This is a genomic window from Lacinutrix salivirga, from assembly GCF_053604675.1.
Map to the genome: position 1 here is coordinate 15,912 of NZ_JBSHNP010000105.1, position 24,289 is coordinate 40,200.

The window sequence follows — 24,289 nt, forward strand, 5'->3', positions numbered from 1 at the left end:
TATGAATAATGTTCATCTTAATCAATGTTAAATTACCTATAGTTATAAGATTTTTTTTGTATTCTAAGCTTTTTATAATCTGAAACTTTTCAATTTTACAAATCAAAATACCAATTAAATAAGTCTGTTCGCAAACCTAAACTAAACCACACAGTATTGCTACTTGCTAAACTGGCTTTATTAGCTTCAGGATTAAAATCTCTAAACCCTATGTACACAAAGCCTTTTAGGTTTGTAGCAGGATTAATTAAATAACCTGCTTGTAACTCTGCATTAATTGTGTTTGTAGTAATACCTTGTCCTATTTCTACGCCTGTTTCAAATGGTCTATCATTTTCGGTAGTAAACACGTTGCCTCCATAGGCAAAACTATCGTCTTCTGTATTAAAATCGAAACCTCTTTTTCCAAAAATAAATTTTGCTTCTCCAAACCACCTGTTGTAATTATAACGACCAATCATTACTAACTCTTTAAAATTTGCTCCCCAAAGATGCGCTAAAGATTGGTTATTGTGTGCGTAATTTAAGGTTATACTATTGTGAGAATAAGTGTATGGACGTACTTGGTTATATTCTGCTTGCAACATTAAGTTTTTTACTTTAAAAGCATTAAAATATTTTGCTCCAATTTGGTAACCATATTTATTTTTCCAGCTTTTTTGACCTCCAGTAATATCACCTAGAGAAAATTCATCTAAAATAAACTGTCCGTAAATATTAATATTATCGTTGTATTTGTACTTTCCTGAAAGTCCTAATAAGGCATTTCCGGCATCTTGTCCTGTTTCAAACTCAATCATTCTGTAAAAAATAACTGGGTTTAAGTAGTTAATATCAAAACCTCTATCGTTACTATTTGTCCAAACAACAGATTCAAAAAAGCCAAGATTTAATCGTTTAGAGACATTCCAACTTAAATAATGATTGGCAATATATTTGGTTTTAAATGCACCATCTTCGGTCACTTCTGGTCTCACATCTCTAAGCCACGACCAGGTATTGGTATATTTTATTTTCCAGAATTTGGTGTTCAATTTTAAAAAAGGATAAGGACTAGCCACATCACTTGTTAATAACGATCTGTAACCATCTCCAATAAAATTACGCCCATGCCCAAATTGTATATTAATAAAATCTAAAGGCGAGTAGGATAAATACCCTTCTGCCACAGGATAATCGTAAGCGTCTTTCTTAAAACGTTTGGCAATTCCGCGACCAGGAATTATGGCAGGATCTGGACCAAAGGCTTTTAAACTTTCGGCATATTGGTTGTAATATTGTGCAAAACGTCCTTGGCTTTCATACACCGAAGCCGAAAAATTAAAATTCTTTGCCAATCCGCCTTGGATAAAAATTCCTCTTGTATTATTAAAAGTTGTATTAAATTCTGCTTCAGAATCTTTCCCTGCTTGTAAATCGAAAATAGGATCTATTGTAAACCAATAGTTTTTACCTTGTATTTGTGCTAAATGCTCGTTCCAAGTTTTTCTTCCTAACCATGTAGTCGCTTCTTTTTTTAATTTGTTTTCAGCTGCTTCAAAATCATAATAATTAGACACATCGCTATACATTAACGGTTTAGATGCTGTATGACTATTAGTGCCAACAACGTTTATTGAACGTTCAAAATTAGAATAGTAACTGTGCGTAAAAGGGATATTTAGCTCACTCTTAAATGCTTTATTTGTGTAAGGCACTATTGCAGCTGTAACACTATCAAACTCTTTTTTTGCTTTTTGCTCTAGTGCTGTAAGCGCATTCTCTGGATTTTGTGTTTGTTGTTGTGCGATACTTGTAATAGGCTGTAATGCTGTGGTTTGGTCTATTAACGGAATTTTTAATGCTATAGAATAGCGTTTAAAAGTAGGATTGCCATTATATGTTCCTGGTTCTACTTTCGGAAATTCACTAAAAGTCCTAAGCGCTTCCGTTTTTAATTCTGGATAAAACGCATCTGTATAAATAACTTTAAATTCTCCTTCTTTATTTACTTCGAATAAAACAACAACTTCACCTTTGTAATTTTCTGTCGAAACTATTTCAGGAACTTTAAAGTTCTCAAAAAGTAATTGATATACTTTATTATTGAAACAATTTTGAAGCGTTGCAATATCTAAATCCTTACAGGTATCAAAAACTGGAGGCTTTTCAGAAAGCGGTTGAGTTTGTGAATATGTTGAATACTGAATAAGAAAAAAAACAAATAAAAGTAATTTTTTCATTGGGTTACTATTGAAGATTTTTATGCTGCCGAAAGATACTGTTTTTTGATTAATACCGAATACTTTTACACAAATGCTCCTAAATTTGAATTTATTTGAAGGATTATAAAAACAAAAAAAAGGCGTTACTACTTGATTAATAACGCCTTTTATAAATTTAATATAAAATTACTCTACTTGAAACGTAATAGGAATGGTGTATAAAATCTCTACAGGCTTATTGTTTACTAAACCAGGCTTCATTTTAGGAAACTTATTAACTACACGGTTTGCTTCTCTTTCTAGCGCTTTATGTGCTGCTCTGGTTTTTATAATTTCTATTTCTCCTTGTTTATTTATTTTAAAGTACACAAATATTCTTTGTTTTCCTTGTAAATCATCTGCAACGGAAGTGTCGAATTTTTTAGAGATAAATTTTCCCATTTTATCAGACATGCATTTAATTTGATCGCTTTTACTTCCTGCACTTTCACAACCAGGAAACACTGGTACTTTATGTACAGCCAAAATAGAATATGATTCTGGTTCTGGTTCATCTACAGGATCATCTGCTTTATTTGGATCATACACTTCTCTTTTTTCAGGCTTAATTGGTTCTGTAACAATATCCAAATCTTTTGCTAAATCATTAGTATCTTCGGTTAAATCATATTCATCAATCAGTTGTGTTTTTGTTTTTGGATTGTCTTTAACTTTAGGCTCAGGCTTTGTGTCAGGTTCTACTGTAAAAGGTTTTACAACATAAATCGCATCGGTTTCTGCGAAAGCAGTTTCATTAATAACACGTGCAGTTTCTGCTTTAAAATTCATTTCTAAAGCTGCGTACACAGATAATAGGCAAAGAATTAACCCAACCTGAAAGTAGAGCGTTGAGTTTTTTCGTAAATTTACATCATGCTTTTGTGATGTTTTTACTGAAACCTTGTTTTGGCGAACAAGATTTCGACTTTTGTTTAAGTCTTTCATAATAATTATAGTTTAAATGTTAATATTATGAAGAATTAACAATAAGCGTACCAAAAAAGAAATCCCGTTACATTATTTGTAACGGGATTTTATATTTTTTATTAAAATGTAAGCTTATATCTACTCTACTGCGAAAGTAATTGGTAAAAAGAAAGTTACTTTAACTGGCTTTCCTCTTTGTTTACCTGGTTGCATTTTAGGTAATTTATTTACAATACGCTTAGCTTCGTCATCTAATTTTGGATGCGGCGAACGTGTTTTTATGTTTGTAATACTACCATCTTTATCGATAGTAAAAAATACATTAATTTTTTGTTTACCACTATCTAAACCTAGGTCTTGTGCTAAATCAACGTTAAACTTTTTGGTTACAAATTGCTTAATTTTTGTTGACATACATTTTTTCTTAGCGTTATTATCTCCAGATTCACATCCAGGGAAAATTGGAACGTTTTCAATAACGGCAAAAGAAACTTCAACATCTTCTTCAATTTCTTCTACTTCTACTTCTTCAACTTCAACAATTTCTTCTTCCTGACTAGTTTCTGTAGATTCTATTACTGTTTCTTCTACTTCCTCTTCATCTTCTACAACTTCTATTACTTCTGGAGCTGCTGGTGGAGGTGGTGGAGGTGGAGGTGTTTCTGGCGTTTGAGTAATCGGAATTTCTTCTTCTAACTCATCACCTAAATCTATCATACCTATATCGATAGCTTCTTTATCGTAAGTTTTATGATTAATTGCTGTGTAAGACAAGAATAACATAAGTGCTAAACCTACTGCAATATACAGTGAGCTATTACGCCCTACGTTTGAATTTGGATTTTTCTTTGGTTCCATAATGTGTTGTTTTTACCTGATTGCTAAAATAACCAATATTTTGTCAAAAAAACAAGTGAATGTTAATTTTTAACTTCTGGCCTATATAATAATACTATTAATACAGTTACTAGTAGCACTCCAAAAGTATTAGCGTAAACATCTTTTAAATCTGGAGATCTATAACTTGTAAGTTGTCCTTGTAATACCTCAAGAATTATACCAAAACCTACTGCAAATAAAGCTGCAAGAGTAATGGCTTTAACTTTTTGGTATTTTAATGTTTTAAAAAAAGTTAAAAACCAAAGCAGTGTTAAAATTGCATAGGCTAAACCATGATATGCTTTGTCCTTATTGGACTGCATATCTATAAGGTTATCACTTATATTTATTAAGCTTAAAACAGCTAATACAACTGTGTATAACACACAGCCATAAGGGATTAATTTTTTAAGCGCTAACAAGCTCTTTGTATTCTTCGGCAGACATTAGAGTTTCTAGGTCACTAACATCAGACACTTTAACTTTAATCATCCAACCCTCTCCATAAGGGTCTGTGTTTACTTTTTCAGGTTCGTCTTCTAGAGTTTCATTAAACGCTATAATCTCACCTGCAACAGGCAAAAATAAATCTGAAACTGTTTTTACGGCTTCTACAGAACCAAAAACTTCTTCGGCATCTAAGGTTTCGTCTAAAGTTTCTACTTCAACATATACAATATCTCCTAATTCGCTTTGTGCAAAATCTGTTATTCCTACTGTTATGGTATCGTTTTCAATTTTAATCCACTCGTGGTCTTTGGTGTATTTTAAGTCTGCTGGTATGTTCATTTGTACTATTTAATTTATTTATGGTTTAAATTTAATTCAAAAAAATAATATTTCTATTAATTTCCGAAATTATATCTTAAAGTTAAACCAGAACGAATTGTGGTTTGCGGAAAAGCTGTTGATATTGCGTATTCTGAAAACGTATAATCAAAGTAAAAAATACCTGTTAGGTTTTTACTAAATGCATAATCTGCAGTGTACTTTATTCCCCAAATTGTTTGACCAGATGTTACTTGGTTGTTTTCTAAATCTAAATATCTAATTATGGTTTTATTATCTCTTAAAGATAAATCGGCTTTCATGTTTAAATCACTTACAATTGTCTTTTTTGGACCTGCGAGTTTCGATTTTATTCTTACGTCTTTAAACCTATAGCCTAATCCAATAATATACTCATTGCCTTGTATTTCGGTCATTAAATTATTATCGAAACTTAACGATAGTAGTCTGTCTTTTTTAACTTCTGCTAAGATTTTAACTGAATTTTTCATTTCAAAATCTATACGAATTAATGGACTAAACATTTCTGTAAGCGCTACATTACTATAAAGTTCTTCGTTTTTATAATCACCTGCTTGATTTAAGTTATCTAGTGGTTGTGCATCATAATTTACTGAATAGTCTATTGGATTGTAGTCTAAATTTGTTCTAAATTGGTTAATGGTATAATTTGAACGGTAACCATGAGTTAAAGAGAAACGTTTAAAGCGTTTTTTAAACCAATTAAACTTCATTAAACCAGTATATTTTAAATCCCAGTTTGGAACAGGGAAATTCCTTATAGCTCCAAGTTTTGATTTACCAGCATCGCTTCCTGTGTAAGCCGAAACAAAAGCAGGTAATAAAACTGCTTGGCTGGTTTTACTAAATCCTTTTGGGAATCCCTCAGCATCTACATCATTTACATCTGCACCTCGTTCTTGCGCCAAACGTCTTGCAATAGTTAATCTATTATCTCTAAAATCGTTAAAAGCATCAGAGCGTGTTTCGTCACTTGCACCAAAGGCTGTTTTTAATAATATTGTTGAAATGTTAAAGTTCCCAAAGGTGTTTGGTGTTAAAGATTCGTATTCTAGTGTACCACCAACATCATTAATTCGGTAGTTTTCGGTATAATTTTCAGAATACGTTCTATTACCAACTAAATCTATTTTTAGGTCTCGAAATGGCTCTAAATTAGCTGTGTAATCTAATTGTTTGGTTTGTACAGATGTATATTGTTGATTAAAATCTGGGAATACTGTTAACCAACCATTTCTTGCTGCTAGATCTCTAATATCTGATTGGCTTCCAAAAGTATAACCCACTGTTGGTTTTAAAGTACCAATAAAACCAGGAGTTTGTAAGTAACCAGGTAGAAATGTTCCATTGTTTTCTGAGTAGTTTACTTGAATACGTTTAACGCTTGTTAATAATCCAATTCCTGCATTTGCTAGTTTAGAACCAATATTATTTTTAGGTTTGCTAGCTTGTTGAGTTTCTTCTTTTCCTCCAGGAGGTGTTTTTCTACTATTTCTACTTACTTTGTTACCTCCACTTCGTCTAGTATTTGTTTTTTTAACGCCAAGATATTTATACAACTTATTCATGTCTAAAGTTGAGTTAATATTATGCACGTTACTGTTTTGTATGGAGTTTCCTAAATCATAGGTTTGGCCATCTACTTCTAAATTACCAAATAAATCCGATCCTTTTTGCCATTGAAAATCTCCTGTGTAAGAATATGTTGCTTGTAGGAAATTTAAAAATGGTAGCTTCTCTAAAGGCAATTGATAGTTTAATTGTAGTTGTTGGTATTGTCTATTTGGATCTCCAAAGTCGAAGAAACCATCCCAAACATCTAGTGTTGGGTCTTGCTCTCCATTTCTAATATTGTCTTTAAAATAATTACGTACAATATTATTATTTGCTGCAGAGAAGCTAAACTGTAGTGACTTTGTTAGATTCCAATTTAAGTTGTATTGAAAATCGAAAGTGTAATTACGTCTAAATAATTCTTCTAGACCAATATTATTGCCTCCTAATTCTACTTCTCTAAAACGTTGTCTGTTAAATTGACGCTGTACATTACTATTAACAGTAAAACTTGCAGGCATTAGATTTACATTAAAGTCTTTTAAAATTTTCCAGTATTTTCCTGTAAATAATGAATCGTTTTCTTTAAAAGGAGCTATTTCTTTAGGCTCAAAATTATAAGCATAATTAATTCCTGCTCGTACTTGTTTATCTACAGAGCGTTCAATCTCAAAATCTCTATGTTCTATTTTATTGTAAGAGTAATTAAGTGTTAAATTTTCTACGTCGTAAAAACGTGGTTTAGACTCGCCAGTTCTAATTTTACGCACACCAATAAAATTGATGCTTCTACGTTTTGTATATTCTTCAGACTGTTCTCTAATTAGCTCTTTTTCTTCTTCTGTTTCAGCAGCATCTAATCGCGTATCTAATTTTATATCTTTATACTGTTGATCGTACTCTGGTGTTATAACCTCAACACCTTGTCCGTAATTAAATGGCACTTGCAGTCCCCATTTTTTTGGTAGTAATTGCCCAACATTTATATTAGTTACTACGTCGTATTGCTTTACATCTTCTCTACTTCTTTCTTGTGGACCTTGCTCCACTCCACCAAAACCTGCTGTACTTTGTCTTCCTGAGGCACTAATATTTGCAAAATCCGCTAAATTGGTATCTACGCTTAAAATAGCTGCCCAACCACCTTCGTTGTCTAAGTCCGACAAACGGAGTTCATTAAACCAAAGTGTTGCACAGCGCTCTTCTGCAAAGGCGTTTTTTACACCAACCATTAAGGTTCTAATATCTCCAAAGTTTGGATTTCCTTTAATACCTACACGATGTTGTCCTAAAACGTAAGGAGCAAATTCGTTAACCGTATTTTCACTTAAATTAGTATTATCTAGCACATCATAAAATGTAGCAGACACTCCGTCTCCAATTGCAGGATCGCTAATGGCTTTTGCCTTTAATTGTTGTAGTACCTCTAAATTTAAATTGATTTCGTTTGCTGAAGGCCACAGTTCGTTTATTCCATCTGCACCAGTAATTTGTAATGGAATTTCTACTTGGTAGTAATTTTGGTTTATATCGTTACCTAGCCTTATAAAACCAACCAATTGATTTTCTGCTAAAGGAGGATTATCCACTTGGTTACCTTCTTCAGCATGAATAAACATACGTAGTTTTTTATACTGTCGCATATCTACACTAATATTTTTATAGACTGCTCTGGCATCTTGAGACTCTAAATCGCAAACATTAACCACAAGTGATTGCTCATTTTGGTCTATAATAGTGTTGTTATTATTTAATTGCTCTGGCACAACACCAGGAGGCGACTCGTAATTCCCATCATTTTCTTGTGTGCTTACCACACCAACCGAAAAATCTGTACCATCATCGTCTGGATTATTATCTATTATAGGGTCTTGTAAGGTTAATAAATAGCGTCTCCAATCGCTACGTACTAAATCTAAAGTTCCAAATCGCATAATGGTAGGCTCGTTAAAATCTCTAACAAATAATCTTACAAAACGAATAGATCTTAAATCTGTAATTCCATTAATAGCTTCTCTAGACTCGCTATTAACAGGGATTCTAAATTGATACCAATTAACATTCGCTTCTTCTCCATTTGGTAATACTCTAAGCGCTGTTTTAGAATCAACAATAAATTGATTATCATCGTTTAAAGTAGAAGGTGTTATATCTAAAGTATATTGAAAATAACTATCGATGGTATTCATCGTGTTATCTCTATTCACGTCCTCGACATCAGGTTGTGTTGTAGAGCCTCTATTGGTATCACTAAATGTGTCTGGAGAGTTCCCTTGGTTGTTATTGTATTTTTTATAACGTTCTAAAATACCACCTTCTGTATTAAGGAAGTAACTGTAGTTATCGTTAGATGGATCGTCTAATGTGCCAAAATCTGGGAATTTTATTTTTTCGTCTTTATCACTATATCCATCTAATCCAACATCTTGATTAGTACGTTGATCTCCAGTAGTATCAAATGCATAAATTAAGGCTTGGTTTTGAGGGACTACTGTGTTATATGTTGTTACAGGCAATAAATCTATATTTCCATCTTGTGGTAATCCATTTTCGTATAATTTACGACCATCTTTTATAACATCTTCAGAAATATTACCTAGGTTAAATACCACTTTACCTCCTTGATTTGTTGGATTATCCTGAAAAGGATCTTGTAACCAAAACTCAATATATTCTACATTGGCTTGCTCAAAATCTGTAGATGTGATTTGTCTAGTAATTCCTGCCCAAGTATTTTGAGGGTTATTAATTGTATTATCTGTTGTGTTTACTGCATCAAAATTATAAGGACCTCGTTCGTTTGGATAAAAGGCTAAATCTAAAGTGTTTAAAACAGTGGTTTGACCTTGTGCAATGTCTTGCTGCGGAAATAACTCGTTTATAAATACTCGACTAGTATATAAGCCAGAAACATCATCGTCTGAAATACCACTAGGACGCTGACCACTATAAAAAATAGGATCAATTCTGTACCAGTTTAATAATGCTCTACCATAGCCATTTTCTGTACTTGGCGCATCGCTTCCAGGAATATTAGCTGGTAATTCAACAGGTCTGCTTGATAAAAACCAAGATTGTGCAGAGGTTAAATCTATGCCATTTTGAGTGCCTTCAAAATCATCGATATACGAGGTTGCTTCACCATTAAAGTCAGTTCCTTTTGGAGCTCCTGGTAATAAATAGGCAAAATCACCTCTTATAGATAGATTAGATGGTACATCTGTATCTATATTTGGTAACTTATTTACTAAACGTGTTAGAAAGGGAACTTCTGTAGAAAAATTTCCGTTTAACCCTAAAATAGTATTATTAATAGGTTCGCTATTATAATTTGCTTTTTGTGTGATTGGACGCTCGTTTAGGTTTAAATAGGTCGCTCCCATAACGAAATTCTCGTTAAATTGATGCTCTACATTTAATCCTGTAAAACGCTTTGTCTGTTGTCCAAAAATTGAATTATTTTCAGTTGAAACCTGAATTGGAGTATTGGATGCTTTTAATGCTTCGTCTAAAATCTGCACACGTCCTAACTGATAGTTTACAGTATAATCCACACCTTCTACTAATACACGTCCACCAGCAGTAACCTTTACAGAGCCTCGTGGTACATTAAACGAACCAATTGGGATACCATCTCCTCCTTGTGATTTGTATCGTCCTTTTATTTGAAATTTATTCTTTTCGTTTTCGTCTAAAGCAGCAGTTTTAGTTTGCTTGTATAGAATATCGTAAACGTATTTTTCTTGGTTTGGGTTAAAGATATCCGAATCGTAATCAGACTGATTATTGGTTGGGTTGTTATCGTTATCTAAAATATCGAATAAATAACGTCCAAAAGGTTCTACAGTTGTAAAAACAATTTTTCCGTTTTGCGGAATTACAGTTATTCCTGGAACAAAATCGAAAAAACCATCTCCATTAGCTTGTGGATCGTTATTAAAGTTTAATCGATCTAAATTGAAAAGCCTTAATAATGTGGTTTCTTGGATGGGTTCTCCGTTAAAGTCTGTTCCAAAATCTGCTCCAACTGGATTGATGTAATTTAATGGAGAGCCTTCGGTATAAAAAATGTTTAATTTAAAATCTTCCTGACTTAATTGATAGGCTCCTGTATCGTAGATGTTTTTCATCATTAAATCCCAAATAGGTTGCGATGTACTGGTTACACTACTTTTTAGCAACTTAAGTATTAATGTATTGTTGGTTACATTGGTCACTTGACCTTGACCATTGGTATTTACATTTGTTGCATCAATACCATCGTTAGCAAACTCTCCTACTTGATACACTTGTCCTCCAACAGTAAATTGAAAGGCAACAGCAACAACCTCATCGTTGTTTAAACGTTGGTTTAATGAAATATAACCTAGCTGTGTATTTAATACATATTCCTGTCCTTCGGTTAGTTTTCTGGCATTTTCTAATTTAGCATAGTCAAAACCTTCTTGCACATTTGGCACTACTGTAATACCATCTTGAACCGTTGCAATATCTCTTATTAAATTGTTTAATTGAGAGCCTCCTAAACCAATGTTTGTTGGATCGAAAGCATTATTTCCGTTATCTGGATAAGCACCTGGACCAGAAAATGTATTTACTGCAGAACCTACAATTTCGCCTTCACCTAAATCTTGTAAGGCTACAATATTCCTTACGTTTTCTGTTCTATTGCTTCTGTTTGTTACCCAAACTTCTATTCTAGTAACTTGGACGTTTGTGTTTATAAAAGGATAGTTAGAAAGTGCTTCGTTATAATTTTCTCTAAAATATTGTGCTAAGAAAAAGTGGCGATTCTCATCGTAATCTCTAATAAAAAAGTCGAACTCATCTAGCGTTCCGCCTCCTTGTGCAATTACTGTTTTTGTGTCTGATTTTTGCTCAGAAAACACACCTGTAATTGTTGTTTTTCCAAATTTTAATTGCGTTTTAACACCAAATAAACTCTGTGCTCCTGTAATTAATGAGCTATTAATTGGCATGTTAACGTTACCAACTTCAATTTTTTGAATGATATCATCTTCGGTTGGTGTGTATTCTAATTTTACTACGTTTTGGAAATCGAAAGTAGATTCTGTATCGTAATTGGCTGTTACTTGTAAACGTTCTCCAACTTTACCAAGCATACTAAGACTGATACGTTGGTCGAAATCGAACGTAAAATTGCTTCGGTTTCTTGGTGAAAACGAAGGGTTATCTTGTTTTGTGAACAACACTCCTAAATCTACCTCAACAGAACCTTGTGGTACAATTTCTATGGTGTTACCTCCAAAAATACTTTCAAAAAAACCTGAATTTACATAATATTCTGGGAGTAAGTTTTTCTGTGCTTCTTCACTATCTGCTTTATTACCATCAAAAGCGCTTATTTTTTCTTTATAGTAATTTCTTAAATTCTCTTTTAATACAAGTTCCTGATATTCGTCTGGAGATAAAATAACTGGGTAGTTTATATTAAATTCTCCAACAGTTTCGGTATAAATATAACGGTCTGAAATAGGATCGTAAGTATATTTAGACACAATACTTGTTGGGTTTGGCATTTCTATTTCGCCTAAACTAAAGCCAGTTTTTGTAGAATCTTGAGTTGTTGTATTGTCCTCTTGCGACCAAGCAAATGCTACACATAAGCAAGATGCTAGAACAAATACATACGTTTTGAATATATCTCGAGGCTTGGTATAAGTAGTTGAATTCAAAATTTATTATAAGTTTTTTAAAGCTTGTTTAATAATGGTTTCTACATTGGCATCTGGCTGTGAGGCAACAATTTTGTCCACAACACGTTCTGCTTGTTTTTTTGCAAAACCAAGAACTTCTAGAGCAGATAACGCTTCTTCTTTGTTGGTATTGTTTTTAGTGACAGAAACTTCGTCTATATCATAAATTTTAAGGATTTTATCTTTTAAATCTATAATTACACGTTGTGCAGTTTTTAAACCAATCCCTTTAATGGATTGAATAAGTGCAACATCTTCTGTAGCTATGCCTTCTCTTACTTGCTTTGGTGTTAGTGAAGATAGCATAGTTCTGGCAGTATTTGTACCAATACCACTTACCGAAATTAATAATCTAAACACTTCTCGCTCAGCTAATGATACAAAACCATAGAGTGTATGTGCATCTTCGCGTATGTGAAGATGTGTGTATAGCTTTAAATTTTCTTGGTCTGGAATTTGAGAAAAGGTATGCAGAGAAATGTTGAGCAAATAGCCAACACCATTACAGTCTATTACTACATCAGTTGGGTTTTTTTCAACTAATTTTCCCTGAACATGTGTTATCATTTATGAGTATCTGTTAAGCCTTCAAATGTAATAAAATTATTGAGCTTTTCAATTACGAACAGCTAAAAGCCTAAAGATGTGTTAAAAATATCGACAAAATACACTATTTGTTAGGCTTCTGATGCTTTATTGCGCTGCTCTGTTTCCCATTTTTCTTTTTGCTGTGCATCGATTACTGCAATAGCTGTCATGTTTACAATCTCATCTACACTTGCATCTAATTGAAGAATGTGAACTGGCTTACGCATTCCCATCATAATTGGACCTATAGAATCTGCTTTATTTAATTCCTTTAATAATTTATAAGTAATGTTTGCAGATTCTAAATTTGGAAAAATAAGCGTGTTCACTTTTTTACCTGCTAATTTAGAAAACGGGAAATGTTCTTTAAGCATTTCGCTATTTAAAGCAAAATCTGTTTGTAATTCGCCATCTACCAATAAATTAGGATGTCTTTTATGTAAATAACTAACCGCTTCCATTACTTTAGTTGCTGTTTGGGTTTTTGAACTTCCAAAATTTGAAAATGAGGTCATTGCCATTACTGGTTCCATCCCAAACATTGTAACTACTCTCGCTGTCATTTGTGCAATTTTAGTTAAATCTGAAGCTGAAGGATTTATATTTATTGAGGTGTCGCTTAAAAACATTGGTCCTCTTTGCGTCATCATTACATTAGTGGTTGCCGCTCTTGTTGCTCCAGGTGCTAAGCCAATAAGTTCTAACATTGGTTTTACTACAGAAGGATAACTACGTGAATATCCAGAAATTAAAGCATCTGCATCACCTTCGTTAACCATCATTGCTCCAAAGTAGTTACGTTCTCGCATTAGCTTTTCGGCTAATAATAGTGTAATTCCTTTTCGTTTGCGTTGTGTCCAATACACTTTAGCATATTTATTTTTTTGCTCTAATTGCTCATCAGATTTTGGATCAATTATTTGCACATCTGCATCAAACTCCAATTCTTCTTTTAGGCGTTCAATTTCTTCTTTTCTACCTAAAAGAATTGGGATTGCAATGCCTTCTTCATAAACAATTTGTGCCGCTTTTAACACATCTAACGAGTCTGCTTCTGTAAACACCACACGTTTTGGGTTTAGTCTGGCTCTGTTTAATAGTAGTCTAACAATTTTATTATCGGAACCTAAACGCTCCATTAATTCGTCTGTATATTTTTCCCAATCTTCAATTGGTTCTTTAGCAACTCCGCTTTCCATAGCAGCTTTTGCAACAGCTGGAGGCACTTGTACAATTAATCTTGGATCAAAAGGTTTTGGGATAATATAATCTCTACCAAAGGTTAAACGTGTTTCTCCATAGGCAATATTTACTTGCTCTGGCACTGGCTCTTTGGCTAAATCTGCCAAGGCTTTTACTGCTGCCATTTTCATGGCTTCGTTAATTTTTGTAGCACGAACATCCAAAGCACCTCTAAATATAAAAGGGAAACCAAGCACGTTATTTACTTGATTAGGATGGTCACTACGACCAGTTGCCATTATAATATCTTTACGTGTTGCCACAGCAACATCGTAATTAATTTCAGGATCTGGATTTGCCATAGCAAAAACAATTGGATTGTCTGCCATAGATTTTAACATGGCTGGATTTACAATATCTGAAGTGGATAAGCCAATAAACACATCTGCGTCTTGCATTGCTTCATTTAGTGTATCGATCTTCCTGTGTGTTGCAAATTCTGCTTTTTGTGATGTTAGATTGTCTCTATCGTCTCTAATTACACCTTTACTGTCTAACATTACAATGTTTTTGCGTTTAGCGCCAAAGGCTAAATACAAACGCGTGCACGAAATCGCTGCTGCTCCTGCTCCACTTATTACTATTTTAATGTCTTCTATTTTTTTCTCTGCAAGCTCTAAAGCGTTTAATAATGCTGCTGCAGAAATAATTGCCGTTCCATGTTGGTCGTCGTGCATTACAGGAATATCCAACTCTTCTTTTAAGCGTCTTTCGATTTCAAAAGCTTCAGGCGCTTTAATATCTTCCAAATTAATACCACCAAAAGTTGGTGCTATCATTTTAACGGTTTGGATAAATTCTTCTACATTTTCAGTATCGACTTCAATATCAAAGACATCTATATCTGCAAAGATTTTAAAGAGCAAGCCTTTACCTTCCATTACTGGTTTTGAGGCTTCTGGACCAATATTACCAAGTCCTAAAACTGCTGTTCCGTTACTTATTACTGCTACTAAGTTACCTTTGGCAGTATATTTATAGACGTTATTAACGTCCTTTTCAATCTCTAAACAAGGTTCTGCAACACCTGGAGAATAGGCTAACGACAAATCTCTTTGTGTGGCATATTTTTTTGTTGGTACTACTTTTATTTTTCCTGGAGTTGGCTTTGCGTGATATACTAAAGCTTCGCGACGTCTACTTTGTTTACTCATATTTTTTGGTTGTTATATGAACTAGCAAATGTAAGGTTTTTGTGAGAAATAAAACTGATTTGATTTTTGTTTTTAAATGGCTTCCGTTTTATTGAAAATTGATTTAAACTACTCTTTTAAAAACTTAATATTCCTAGTTAATCCAGAAAATTTAGTCCGTTTTACAGCCGATTTCTGAAACACTTTACTAAACGTTTCTTGTGTAATCTCTTCCCAATCTTTCTTAGTCATAGATAATAATTCTGGGTGTGGATTAAATAAAGGTTCGTTGTGTGCTTTGGAGAATCTGTTCCAAGGGCAAACATCTTGGCATACGTCGCAACCAAACATCCAATCGTCCATTTTACCTTTAAATTCTGTTGGGATGTTTTCTTTTAATTCAATTGTAAAATAACTAATACATTTACTCCCATCAACCACATAAGGTTCTGTTATGGCTTGCGTAGGGCAGGCATCTATGCATGCAGTACAGGTGCCACAATGGTCTGTTGTTGCATGGTCGTATTCTAGATCTAAATCTATAATTAATTCGGCTATAAAATAAAATGAGCCTATTTGTTGTGTGAGCAAATTACTGTGTTTACCAATCCAGCCTAGTCCTGATTTTGCAGCCCAAGCTTTATCTAAAACTGGAGCGGAATCTACAAAAGCACGTCCATTTACATCACCTATTTCCTCTTTTATGGTATTTAAAAATTCTTTTAGTTTGTCTTTTATAACAAAGTGGTAATCGGTTCCGTAAGCGTATTTAGATAGTTTGTAGGTGTTTTCTGTTTGAACTTCGTTTGGATAATAGTTAAGCAATAACGAAATCACAGATTTTGAACCTTCTACTAGTTTTGTTGGATCTAAACGTTTGTCGAAATGGTTTTCCATGTATTGCATTTCGCCATGACTGTTGTTTTTTAACCAGTTTTCTAATCGAGGTGCTTCTTCCTCTAAAAAACCAGCTTTACTAATACCACAAGACAAAAACCCTAAGCGCTTGGCTTCGGTTTTAATTAATTGTGTGTATTTAGTTTTATTGTTAATCATATTAGATTCTTCGCTTTGCTCTGAATGACATTGTTAAGGAAATCTATCGCTTTGCAAATCTAAGATAGGCGTTTTTAGGTTTTAATGTTATTAAAGGTGTACTATCAATAGCTTCAAATTCTGAATGAATTTTATAGTTTTTAACCAACTCTGTAACGGCAATAATCATCTCAAACATCGCAAAATTGTTACCTATACATTTTCTTGGTCCTGCTCCAAACGGAAAGTACTGGGATGAAAATTGACGACCTCCATCCGCAAATCGCTCTGGTAAAAAAGCTTCTGGATTGTCCCATAATTCTGGATGTCTATGGATTTCGTAAACCGAAAATAATAAATTACAGCCTGGTTCAAATTCCATATCATTAAAACGGTCTGCTTCTACATTTACACGATCTATAAAATAAGCTGGTGGATATAAACGCATAGACTCCTCTAATACTTGCTGGCAAATTTTTGAAGTTGAAACACGTGTCATCAAATCGGCAGTATCACCTCCTAAACTTTGCCACTCTTTGTATATTTTATCTTGCCATTTTGGATGTTTTGCTAATAATTGAAAAGTAAACGTTAAGGCATTGGAAGTGGTTTCGTGTCCTGCTGTAAAAATAATTAGAATTTCGTCTATAAGTTGTTCTTCGCTCATTCCATTGCCATCATCGTATTTTGTCTCTAATAGCATATCTAACAAATCGTCATAACGTTTGCCTGAAGATTTTCGTTCTTCAACAATACCTTTTAATATGGCTCTTGCCTCTTCAGACAATTTTAAATGTTTTTTTAAAGCGCCTCCAATTTTAAACCACCATGCTAAATAAGGTTGTCGCAGTTCTCTTACTAACATACGCTGATTTGCTTCTGTAATAAATTGAAGCCTTTCCATATCTTCTGCTCGTGCTGCTTTTGTAAATAATGATTTTACAACCGTTTGAAATGCTAAATCATTAAGAATAGGAAATAAATCTATAATTTTATTAGCTTCTATTTTATTAAATTCTGAAACTATAGTGTCTTGCATACCACTTAACAAATTTTGTAATTGCTTTTTATGAAAAGCAGGTTGCATCATTTTACGCTGTTTTTTCCATTTTTCGCCTTCGGAAGTTAGCAAACCTTCACCAACATATTTCACTAAATCTTCGGTTTGAATAGAAGATTTTACATAATTTTTTTGGTTTTTCTGAAGTACATATTGCGCAAAAGCTGCACTACGACAAAAATAAATTTTAGTGTTAAACCCAACGTTTAACTTAAAAATATCGCCTTTTGCGTTAAAGTTTTTATTATGAAAAGGCAGTGGGTTTTTAAGAATTTCTAATGAATGCTTAATAAATTTTAGGAGTGAGACTTCTGGTATTTTTTTCTTCATTTATTCCTATCCTTAATCCTTTCCAAAGGAAAGGAAACTGATGTGTTAATATTACGTTTCAAAACTCTAATTATTTCTCCTTCCCTTTGGGAAGGTCGGGATGGGATTTAAAACAAACCGCCTTGTATTGGCCCTTTAATTTTACCTAAATGTTTGTAGGCCAACTCTGTAACTTCTCGTCCTCGAGGTGTTCGCATTATAAAACCTTGTTGGATTAAAAAAGGTTCGTAAACTTCCTCAACGGTTTCTGTACTTTCACTCACTGCTGTTGCAATGGTGCTTATTCCTACTGGTCCTCCTTTAAATTTATCGATTATAGTGGATAGGATTTTATTATCCATTTCGTCCAATCCATAAGCATCTACATTTAGAGCCTCTAACGCGTATTTGGCAATTTTAATATCTATACTTCCATTACCTTTAATTTGCGCAAAATCTCTAACTCTACGTAACAATGCGTTAGCAATACGAGGTGTTCCACGACTACGACCAGCAATTTCTATTGCTGCTTCCATAGAAATTGGAACATTTAAAATTACAGCACTACGCTGTATAATTGTTGTGAGTAAATCTGTTTTATAATATTGTAAGCGACTTTGAATCCCAAAACGTGCTCGCATTGGAGCGGTTAACAATCCAGATCGTGTAGTGGCTCCAACTAATGTAAACGGATTTAAATTTATTTGAACTGTTCTGGCGTTTGGACCAGACTCAATCATGATATCAATTTTGTAGTCTTCCATTGCAGAGTATAAATACTCCTCTACAATAGGACTTAAACGATGGATTTCGTCTATAAACAACACGTCTCTATCGTCTAAATTGGTAAGTAATCCTGCTAAGTCTCCTGGTTTATCCAACACAGGTCCAGAGGTTACTTTTATACCAACTGTTAATTCATTGGCTAAAATATGTGCTAAGGTTGTTTTGCCTAATCCTGGAGGACCATGAAATAGTGTGTGGTCTAAAGCTTCGTCTCTACCATTGGCTGCTTGTACAAAAATTTTAAGATTCTCTAATACTTGATCCTGACCTGTAAAATCTTCAAAAGATAACGGTCTTAACGTTTTTTCAATATCAATTTCTTCGTGAGAAAAATTATCGTTTGTTGGATCTAAATTTTCGTTCATAGCTTTTTCCACTTTGTGTGGAATTCTTATTTTATTAAAAAAAGACTCTTTGACTAGGCTAAGAGTAATACTAAAATACTGAAACAAACTCAGCTAAAGCAAATATAAACAAAAAGCCTTTCTGTTTTAAGAGAAAGGCCTTTCGATGTTTAACTAATTTACTTAGTCATTAATTCAATATTTTAAATTCGCAACGTCTGTTAATATCGTACTCTTCGTCTGTACAAATATCTTCTTTATCGCATTGGTTTAAGGGTTGCATTTCGCCATAACCAATACTACGCAAACGGTTTCTTTGGATACCTCTACTTACTAAATACTCTAGTGTTGCTGCTGCACGACGTTTAGACAAGTCTAAATTATATTGGTCTTTTCCACGTGCATCTGTGTGTGCAGAAACTTCAACTTCCATAGAGGGATATTTTTTCATTAAATCTACTAACACGTTTAATGTTGTTGCTGCATCTGAGCGAATTTCCGATTTATCGAAATCGAAATAAATACGATCTAATTGTACTTTAACTTCTCCTTTTTCGTCTTCTTTTACTTTTTCTTCGGCATCTGCAAAAGATTCTAAAGCTAAATAAATATTATGCTGAATTTTACCTTCACTATCTGTAGAAAATTCTACGTCTTGAGGAATATAAGCTTTTAAAGTACCTCTAATTTTATACTTTTTATTAGGTTCTATTTTAAATAAGTATTCTGCTTTATCTCCAACAATTTTATCTTGGAGTACTGTACCAGACTCATCAAATAAAGTGACTAGAGCACCAGACAATAATTCTTTGCTGTTTTTATCTTGTACAATACCTTCTACTTGGTATTTGGTTAGCATATTTTCTTCTCTACCAAAACCATATAATCTGTCGTAACCTGTACGATTAGAAGACACATAGCCTTTGTTATCTTTCTCGCGGATGACATAACCAAAGTCGTCTAAATTACTGTTAATTGAGCTTCCTAAATTTACTGGAGTATCAAAACTACCATTAACACTATTGCTTCTAAACACATCTAAACCACCAAAACCTTGGTGACCAATTGATGAGAAATACAAGACATCAAACTCACTAATAAAAGGAAATTGCTCTCTGTGTTTAGTGTTAATTTCTGGTCCTAAATTTTCTGGTTCGCCATAAGTACCATCGTCATTAACAGCGACTTTATAAATATCGAAACTTCCAAGAGTTCCTGGCATATCACTAGCAAAATATAGCGTTTTACCATCTTTACTTAGTGATGGATGTTCTGTACTGTAGCTATTAGAAGTAAATGGCAATGCTGTAACGTTAGTCCAATTTCCATCTACCAACTCTGCTTTATAAATTTTAATGTGCGCTATTTTCTCATCATCGGTTTTTTTACGAGTTGTATTTGTTCTATTAAAATACATAGTTTTACCATCTTTAGTAAATACAGCACTACTCTCGTGTGAGTCTGTGTTTATAGCTTCTGAGAATGGTTGAATATTCTCCAAAACACCATCTTTAGTTAATGTTGCATTATATAAATCTAAATAGGGCATTTCATTCCATGCATACGACGGGTTTTCTGTGTTTCTTGCTGAAGCAAAAGCTACTTTATCATCGCCATAAAACGATAACCCAAAGTCGTTACTAGAGTTTTTATTGTTTAATTGTTTTAATTGAAACACATGAGGTGTTGTTTTCTCTAAAGCTTCAATAAAAGCAGGAGTGTTCACTTTTTTACGGTAATATGTACTTAAGTGTTTATCTGCTTCTTTATAGTCTTTTACACCTTTTAACGCTTGTGCGTATCTAAAATGCAGTTCAATATCTATGGAATCTCCATAAGTAACAAACAATTCTCTGTAGGTTTTAATTGCTTTTTGAAGACTTGTATTGTAGTAATAACTATCTCCTAAGTTTTGAAGTACTTCTTGAGTACGATCTTTAGTTTCGTAAATTTCGGCAGCTTCGGTGTAGGCTCTCATTTCGAAAAGCTTATTTACACGCTTTAAACTTCCTTTTTGCGCTTCGGCTAAACCACTTATAAATAAAAGTCCAGCAAGTATATATGTATATTTTTTCATTTTAATAGTGATTTGGGTTTTAGAAAAATCTTGGTGAACGATCGTAACCGCCTTTTAATCCAAATAAATCGATATCGAACAACACCAATATTTCGTGTGATCCTGAATTAAAATCGCTTAAGTTACTTGTTGTATAATCGTAGGCATATCCAACTTTTAAGTTTGGTGCAATTTTAAAATTAACCATACCTGTAATAGCGTCGTCTAATCGATAACCAATACCAGCTTCTAATTTTTCGTTAATTAGAATATTTGTATTTATATCTAAAGAAAGAGGCGCTCCATTTACAGCTCTAGCCATAAATGATGGTTTTAGCTTTAAGTCTGAATTAATATCAAACACATAACCTCCTGTAAAAAAGTAGTGAATATCTTGTACACCAGTAGCTTTAACACCATTTTCGGTTTCAATGTGCTTTGTGGTTAACATGTTTGGAGCCGATAATCCTAAATAATAATTATCTGTAAAAAAGAAGGCTCCAATACCAACATTTGGAAAGGTTTGATTAATGTTTTCATTAAAAGCGACATCTGTAGAGGTATCTCCAGATTGTAAATTAAACCCATTAAAATCGACATTAAAAAAGGTTAAACCTGCTTTTAATCCTAAGGATAATTTACTTTCCATACCTACTGGTAGCACGTAAGCAAAATCTGCGTAGATATTGTTTTCTTTAACTACGTCTCCAATATTATCGTTTGAAAACGAAATACCAAGTTCTACTTTTTCGTTAATTGGTGAATGAACGAAGAAGGTTCCTGTTGTTGGTGCGCCTTCGATTCCAACCCATTGTGATCTGTATAATCCTCCTACATTTAATATGTCTTCTTGTGCAGTTGCATAAGCAGGATTAATAATACTCATATTATACATGTATTGTGTAAACTGAGGATCTTGTTGTGCATGACCTTGGATAGACATAAATGCCAGACCAATTAAGACAACTATTTTATTGTATATATTTAAATTTTTCATTGTTTCTAAAATTGAGTTATCCAAAAATTATCTGCTTAAGTATAAACGTCCTTGTTTAGGTTTATTAACACCATCGTTAAAATTGAAGATGTAGAAATACACACCTACAGGCAAGTCGCCTTTACCAATACTAGATTCGTTAGAAGTCCCATCAAATCTTGGAGTTGAAGCGTTTCCTCTATATACTATGTTTCCGTTTCTGTTGTAGATTTCAATTTGAAAATCTGGATATAAAACGTCTAGGTTATCTATATCAAAAGTATCGTTTGTACCATCTCCATTTGGTGAAAAACCATCTGGAATAGCTAATATGCCACAACCTGTTAAATCTGGTGATACTTCTAAACGCACACTACTCTCACAACCTGTAGTCGCATTTACTAAAGCTGCGTAATAGGTTGTATTAATACTTAAATCGTCTGAATTAGATAGGGGAGTTCCACCTGTTTCAGTTGTGTACCAAACGACATTATTTGTGTTTGAGTTATATTCTGAAATGTTAAGCGTTAACTCATTTATTGTTGGTGCATCGTTAATACATAATTCTAAATTAGAATCAATTAATGTTGGTGTTTGCTCATCATTAACTGAAACATTTATCATAACGTTTGCTGACGACTCACAAGCAGAAGTTCCTGTTTGCGTTGCATAGTAATCTTCTCCATCTATTAAAGCTTCAGAAGCATCTAATAGTATAGTAAGTGCAGCATCGTCGTACCAATTAATTGTTGTTCCGTTTACGAAAGCATCTAAATTTGATACTGTTGGACTATCTACTAAACAAAATGAAGGATTAGCGTCTATAACTGTTGGTGCATCACTATCGTTAATTACTACAGTTGCTACTGCAGTTGCATTTACTGTACAAGGAGAATTTGCATTTACTGTATATGTAAAAGTATAGTTTCCTGCTGTTACTTGAGTTAAATCTAATAGCGTTCCAGAAAATCCATTTGCATTATCATTATTAGTAAATGTTCCTGTAGTATCTGGTGTATCGTTTAGTATTGTAAGTAAATCTAACTGACTGTTGGTTGCATCCACATCTATTGCACAAATAGTAAATGTGCCATCTGTTCCTGCATTAGGAGCTGGAGTAACTGTTACGACCACTTCGCTTGTATAATTTCCACAAGCGTTAGTTAATACGTAAGTATAAGTTCCGTCAGCATCTACTAATGGGTCAAATACTCCTGTTCCACTATTTAAAGCTGGAGACCATGTTCCACCAACATCTGCAGTGCCAATAAGCGTAAATAAATCTGTTGTTCCATTTGTACTACACACATCTAAAGTTGCATCTGTTCCTGGATTTAAAGGTGCACTTAACACCACTTGTATTGTTGTGCTAGAATCTGTACAAGGAGCAGTGCCAGTTACTACATACGTAAAATTGTAGGTTCCTGCTGCAATTCCTGTTGCGTCAAAAATATTTCCTGATAAACCACCAGTACCATCTGTATCTTGCCAAACACCTCCTGAATCTTGTGTGCCATCTAATCCTGTATTTAAATCAATACTAGTATTATCATTACATACAGAAATTCCTGTTGCATTTGGATTTCCTGAGTTTGGCGATTGGTTAATTGTAACTGTTACAGCAGCTCTAGTTGAAGATTCGCATCCTGTAGAGGCGTCGGTTTGTGTTGCATAATACGTAACACCATCTACTAATGGTGTTGTAGCCTCTAATACTACTCCATTTGTTACTTGATCATACCATTGGATATTAGTTCCTGTACCAAATAAGTCTGCAACTGTAGCTTCATCACAAAATACTTGAGGAGTAACTACTGTTGGAGCAAGTGTATCATTTATTATTACTGAAACACTAACTAAATTATCATCACAAGTTCCTATTGCAGTAACATCGTAAGTAAAATTATAGGTTCCTGAAGCTAAACCATCTAATGTTAATATGCTTCCTGATAATTGAGAAGATGGTGTATCATCTGACCAAGTTCCTGTTTGGTCTTCACCTTCTAATAAATCGTAAAGGTCAAAAGTTTGTCCAGTTGTTATTTCAGCTAAACAAAATTCAATAGGAGCATTTGCTGTTCCAGATTCTGGTGCATCTTCTATTGTAATGGTTACTGTACTTGTATTTGTACATCCATTAACATCTGTAATTGTATAAGAATAATTATAAACTCCAATGGTTAATGTTGTTAAATCAACATCACTTCCTGTTAATGCTCCTGAAGCATCATCGTCTGACCATGTTCCTCCTGCATCTTCTCCTGCTAATTGACCAAATAAATCTAATGGTGAATTTGCAGTTAAATCATTCTCGCAGAATAATGCTGGTGTTGGAACTCCTGTTTCTGGCAGAGGTAATACGATTATTTGTACCACTACATCTACATCGCTACACGTACCAATATCTGCTACTGAATAGGTGTAATCGTAAGTACCAGCTGTTAATCCTGTAATATCTATTGGGTTTGAAACTGTTCCGTTAATATCAGACCATGTTCCATTGGTATCTTGTGTACCATCTAATAATGTAAATAAATCGAATGGCGAATTATCTGTTAAAGCATCTTCACAAATTTCTATTGGTGTTAATGCTTCTCCAGATTCTGGTGCATCTTCTATTGTAATGGTTA

14 protein-coding genes are annotated in these 24,289 nt (G+C 33.6%); all 14 read right to left on the reverse strand.

The genetic code is table 11. The features are described from left to right. Positions 1-95 precede the first annotated feature (95 nt). Complete coding sequence (locus ACVC5O_RS08685; RefSeq protein ID WP_452221089.1) at positions 96-2,222, reverse strand: gliding motility protein RemB; 2,127 nt, start codon at positions 2,220-2,222, stop codon at positions 96-98. 168 nt (positions 2,223-2,390) lie between these two features. Continuing rightward, positions 2,391-3,188: an energy transducer TonB gene (locus ACVC5O_RS08690; protein WP_452221090.1), complete on the reverse strand. Its 798-nt coding sequence runs from the start codon at positions 3,186-3,188 to the stop codon at positions 2,391-2,393. 120 nt (positions 3,189-3,308) lie between these two features. Further along, positions 3,309-4,028, reverse strand: coding sequence for an energy transducer TonB (locus ACVC5O_RS08695; protein WP_452221091.1), 720 nt, complete (start codon positions 4,026-4,028; stop codon positions 3,309-3,311). Between the two features lie 62 nt (positions 4,029-4,090). Next, positions 4,091-4,471, reverse strand: coding sequence for a VanZ family protein (locus ACVC5O_RS08700; RefSeq protein WP_452221092.1), 381 nt, complete (start codon positions 4,469-4,471; stop codon positions 4,091-4,093). Continuing rightward, the gene (gene gcvH, locus ACVC5O_RS08705) at positions 4,458-4,838 is read right to left on the reverse strand and encodes a glycine cleavage system protein GcvH (protein WP_452221093.1); all 381 of its coding nucleotides are present in this window, start codon (positions 4,836-4,838) and stop codon (positions 4,458-4,460) included. Before gcvH ends, ACVC5O_RS08700 begins: the two co-directional genes overlap by 14 nt. A gap of 56 nt (positions 4,839-4,894) precedes the next feature. Next, positions 4,895-12,109 carry a T9SS outer membrane translocon Sov/SprA gene (gene sov / locus ACVC5O_RS08710; RefSeq protein WP_452221094.1) on the reverse strand — a complete coding sequence of 2,405 codons (7,215 nt, stop codon included), beginning with the start codon at positions 12,107-12,109 and terminating at the stop codon, positions 4,895-4,897. Between the two features lie 6 nt (positions 12,110-12,115). Continuing rightward, positions 12,116-12,697, reverse strand: a complete 582-nt coding sequence (ruvA, locus tag ACVC5O_RS08715; protein ID WP_452221095.1) for a Holliday junction branch migration protein RuvA — start codon at positions 12,695-12,697, stop codon at positions 12,116-12,118. A gap of 110 nt (positions 12,698-12,807) precedes the next feature. Next, positions 12,808-15,114: an NADP-dependent malic enzyme gene (locus ACVC5O_RS08720; RefSeq protein WP_452221096.1), complete on the reverse strand. Its 2,307-nt coding sequence runs from the start codon at positions 15,112-15,114 to the stop codon at positions 12,808-12,810. 108 nt (positions 15,115-15,222) lie between these two features. Further along, positions 15,223-16,149 carry a tRNA epoxyqueuosine(34) reductase QueG gene (gene queG / locus ACVC5O_RS08725; RefSeq protein ID WP_452221097.1) on the reverse strand — a complete coding sequence of 309 codons (927 nt, stop codon included), beginning with the start codon at positions 16,147-16,149 and terminating at the stop codon, positions 15,223-15,225. Positions 16,150-16,192: 43 nt separating this feature from the next. After that, on the reverse strand, positions 16,193-17,518 hold the full coding sequence (locus tag ACVC5O_RS08730; protein ID WP_452221098.1) for a cytochrome P450: 1,326 nt from the start codon (positions 17,516-17,518) through the stop codon (positions 16,193-16,195). A 107-nt stretch (positions 17,519-17,625) separates the two neighbouring features. Then, a complete protein-coding gene (ruvB, locus tag ACVC5O_RS08735; protein WP_452221099.1) occupies positions 17,626-18,648 on the reverse strand; it encodes a Holliday junction branch migration DNA helicase RuvB in 1,023 nt (340 codons plus the stop codon). Positions 18,649-18,817: 169 nt separating this feature from the next. Then, positions 18,818-20,704 (reverse strand): OmpA family protein, encoded by a 1,887-nt coding sequence (locus tag ACVC5O_RS08740; protein WP_452221100.1) that lies wholly within the window; start codon positions 20,702-20,704, stop codon positions 18,818-18,820. 19 nt (positions 20,705-20,723) lie between these two features. Then, positions 20,724-21,680 carry a PorP/SprF family type IX secretion system membrane protein gene (locus ACVC5O_RS08745; protein ID WP_452221101.1) on the reverse strand — a complete coding sequence of 319 codons (957 nt, stop codon included), beginning with the start codon at positions 21,678-21,680 and terminating at the stop codon, positions 20,724-20,726. Positions 21,681-21,707: 27 nt separating this feature from the next. Further along, positions 21,708-24,289, reverse strand: a 2,582-nt coding sequence (locus tag ACVC5O_RS08750) for a T9SS type B sorting domain-containing protein (RefSeq protein WP_452221102.1), incomplete at its 5' end; no start/stop codon positions are given.

Excerpts from the sequence above, each read along its gene's own strand:
- ACVC5O_RS08745 (WP_452221101.1), bottom strand. The coding sequence starts at position 21,680 with ATGAAAAATTTAAATATATACAATAAAATAGTTGTCTTAATTGGTCTG.
- ACVC5O_RS08730 (WP_452221098.1), bottom strand. The coding sequence starts at position 17,518 with ATGAAGAAAAAAATACCAGAAGTCTCACTCCTAAAATTTATTAAGCAT.
- ACVC5O_RS08720 (WP_452221096.1), bottom strand. The coding sequence starts at position 15,114 with ATGAGTAAACAAAGTAGACGTCGCGAAGCTTTAGTATATCACGCAAAG.
- ACVC5O_RS08695 (WP_452221091.1), bottom strand. The coding sequence starts at position 4,028 with ATGGAACCAAAGAAAAATCCAAATTCAAACGTAGGGCGTAATAGCTCA.
- ACVC5O_RS08740 (WP_452221100.1), bottom strand. The coding sequence starts at position 20,704 with ATGAAAAAATATACATATATACTTGCTGGACTTTTATTTATAAGTGGT.
- ACVC5O_RS08690 (WP_452221090.1), bottom strand. The coding sequence starts at position 3,188 with ATGAAAGACTTAAACAAAAGTCGAAATCTTGTTCGCCAAAACAAGGTT.
- ruvB (WP_452221099.1), bottom strand. The coding sequence starts at position 18,648 with ATGAACGAAAATTTAGATCCAACAAACGATAATTTTTCTCACGAAGAA.
- ACVC5O_RS08685 (WP_452221089.1), bottom strand. The coding sequence starts at position 2,222 with ATGAAAAAATTACTTTTATTTGTTTTTTTTCTTATTCAGTATTCAACA.
- gcvH (WP_452221093.1), bottom strand. The coding sequence starts at position 4,838 with ATGAACATACCAGCAGACTTAAAATACACCAAAGACCACGAGTGGATT.
- ruvA (WP_452221095.1), bottom strand. The coding sequence starts at position 12,697 with ATGATAACACATGTTCAGGGAAAATTAGTTGAAAAAAACCCAACTGAT.
- queG (WP_452221097.1), bottom strand. The coding sequence starts at position 16,149 with ATGATTAACAATAAAACTAAATACACACAATTAATTAAAACCGAAGCC.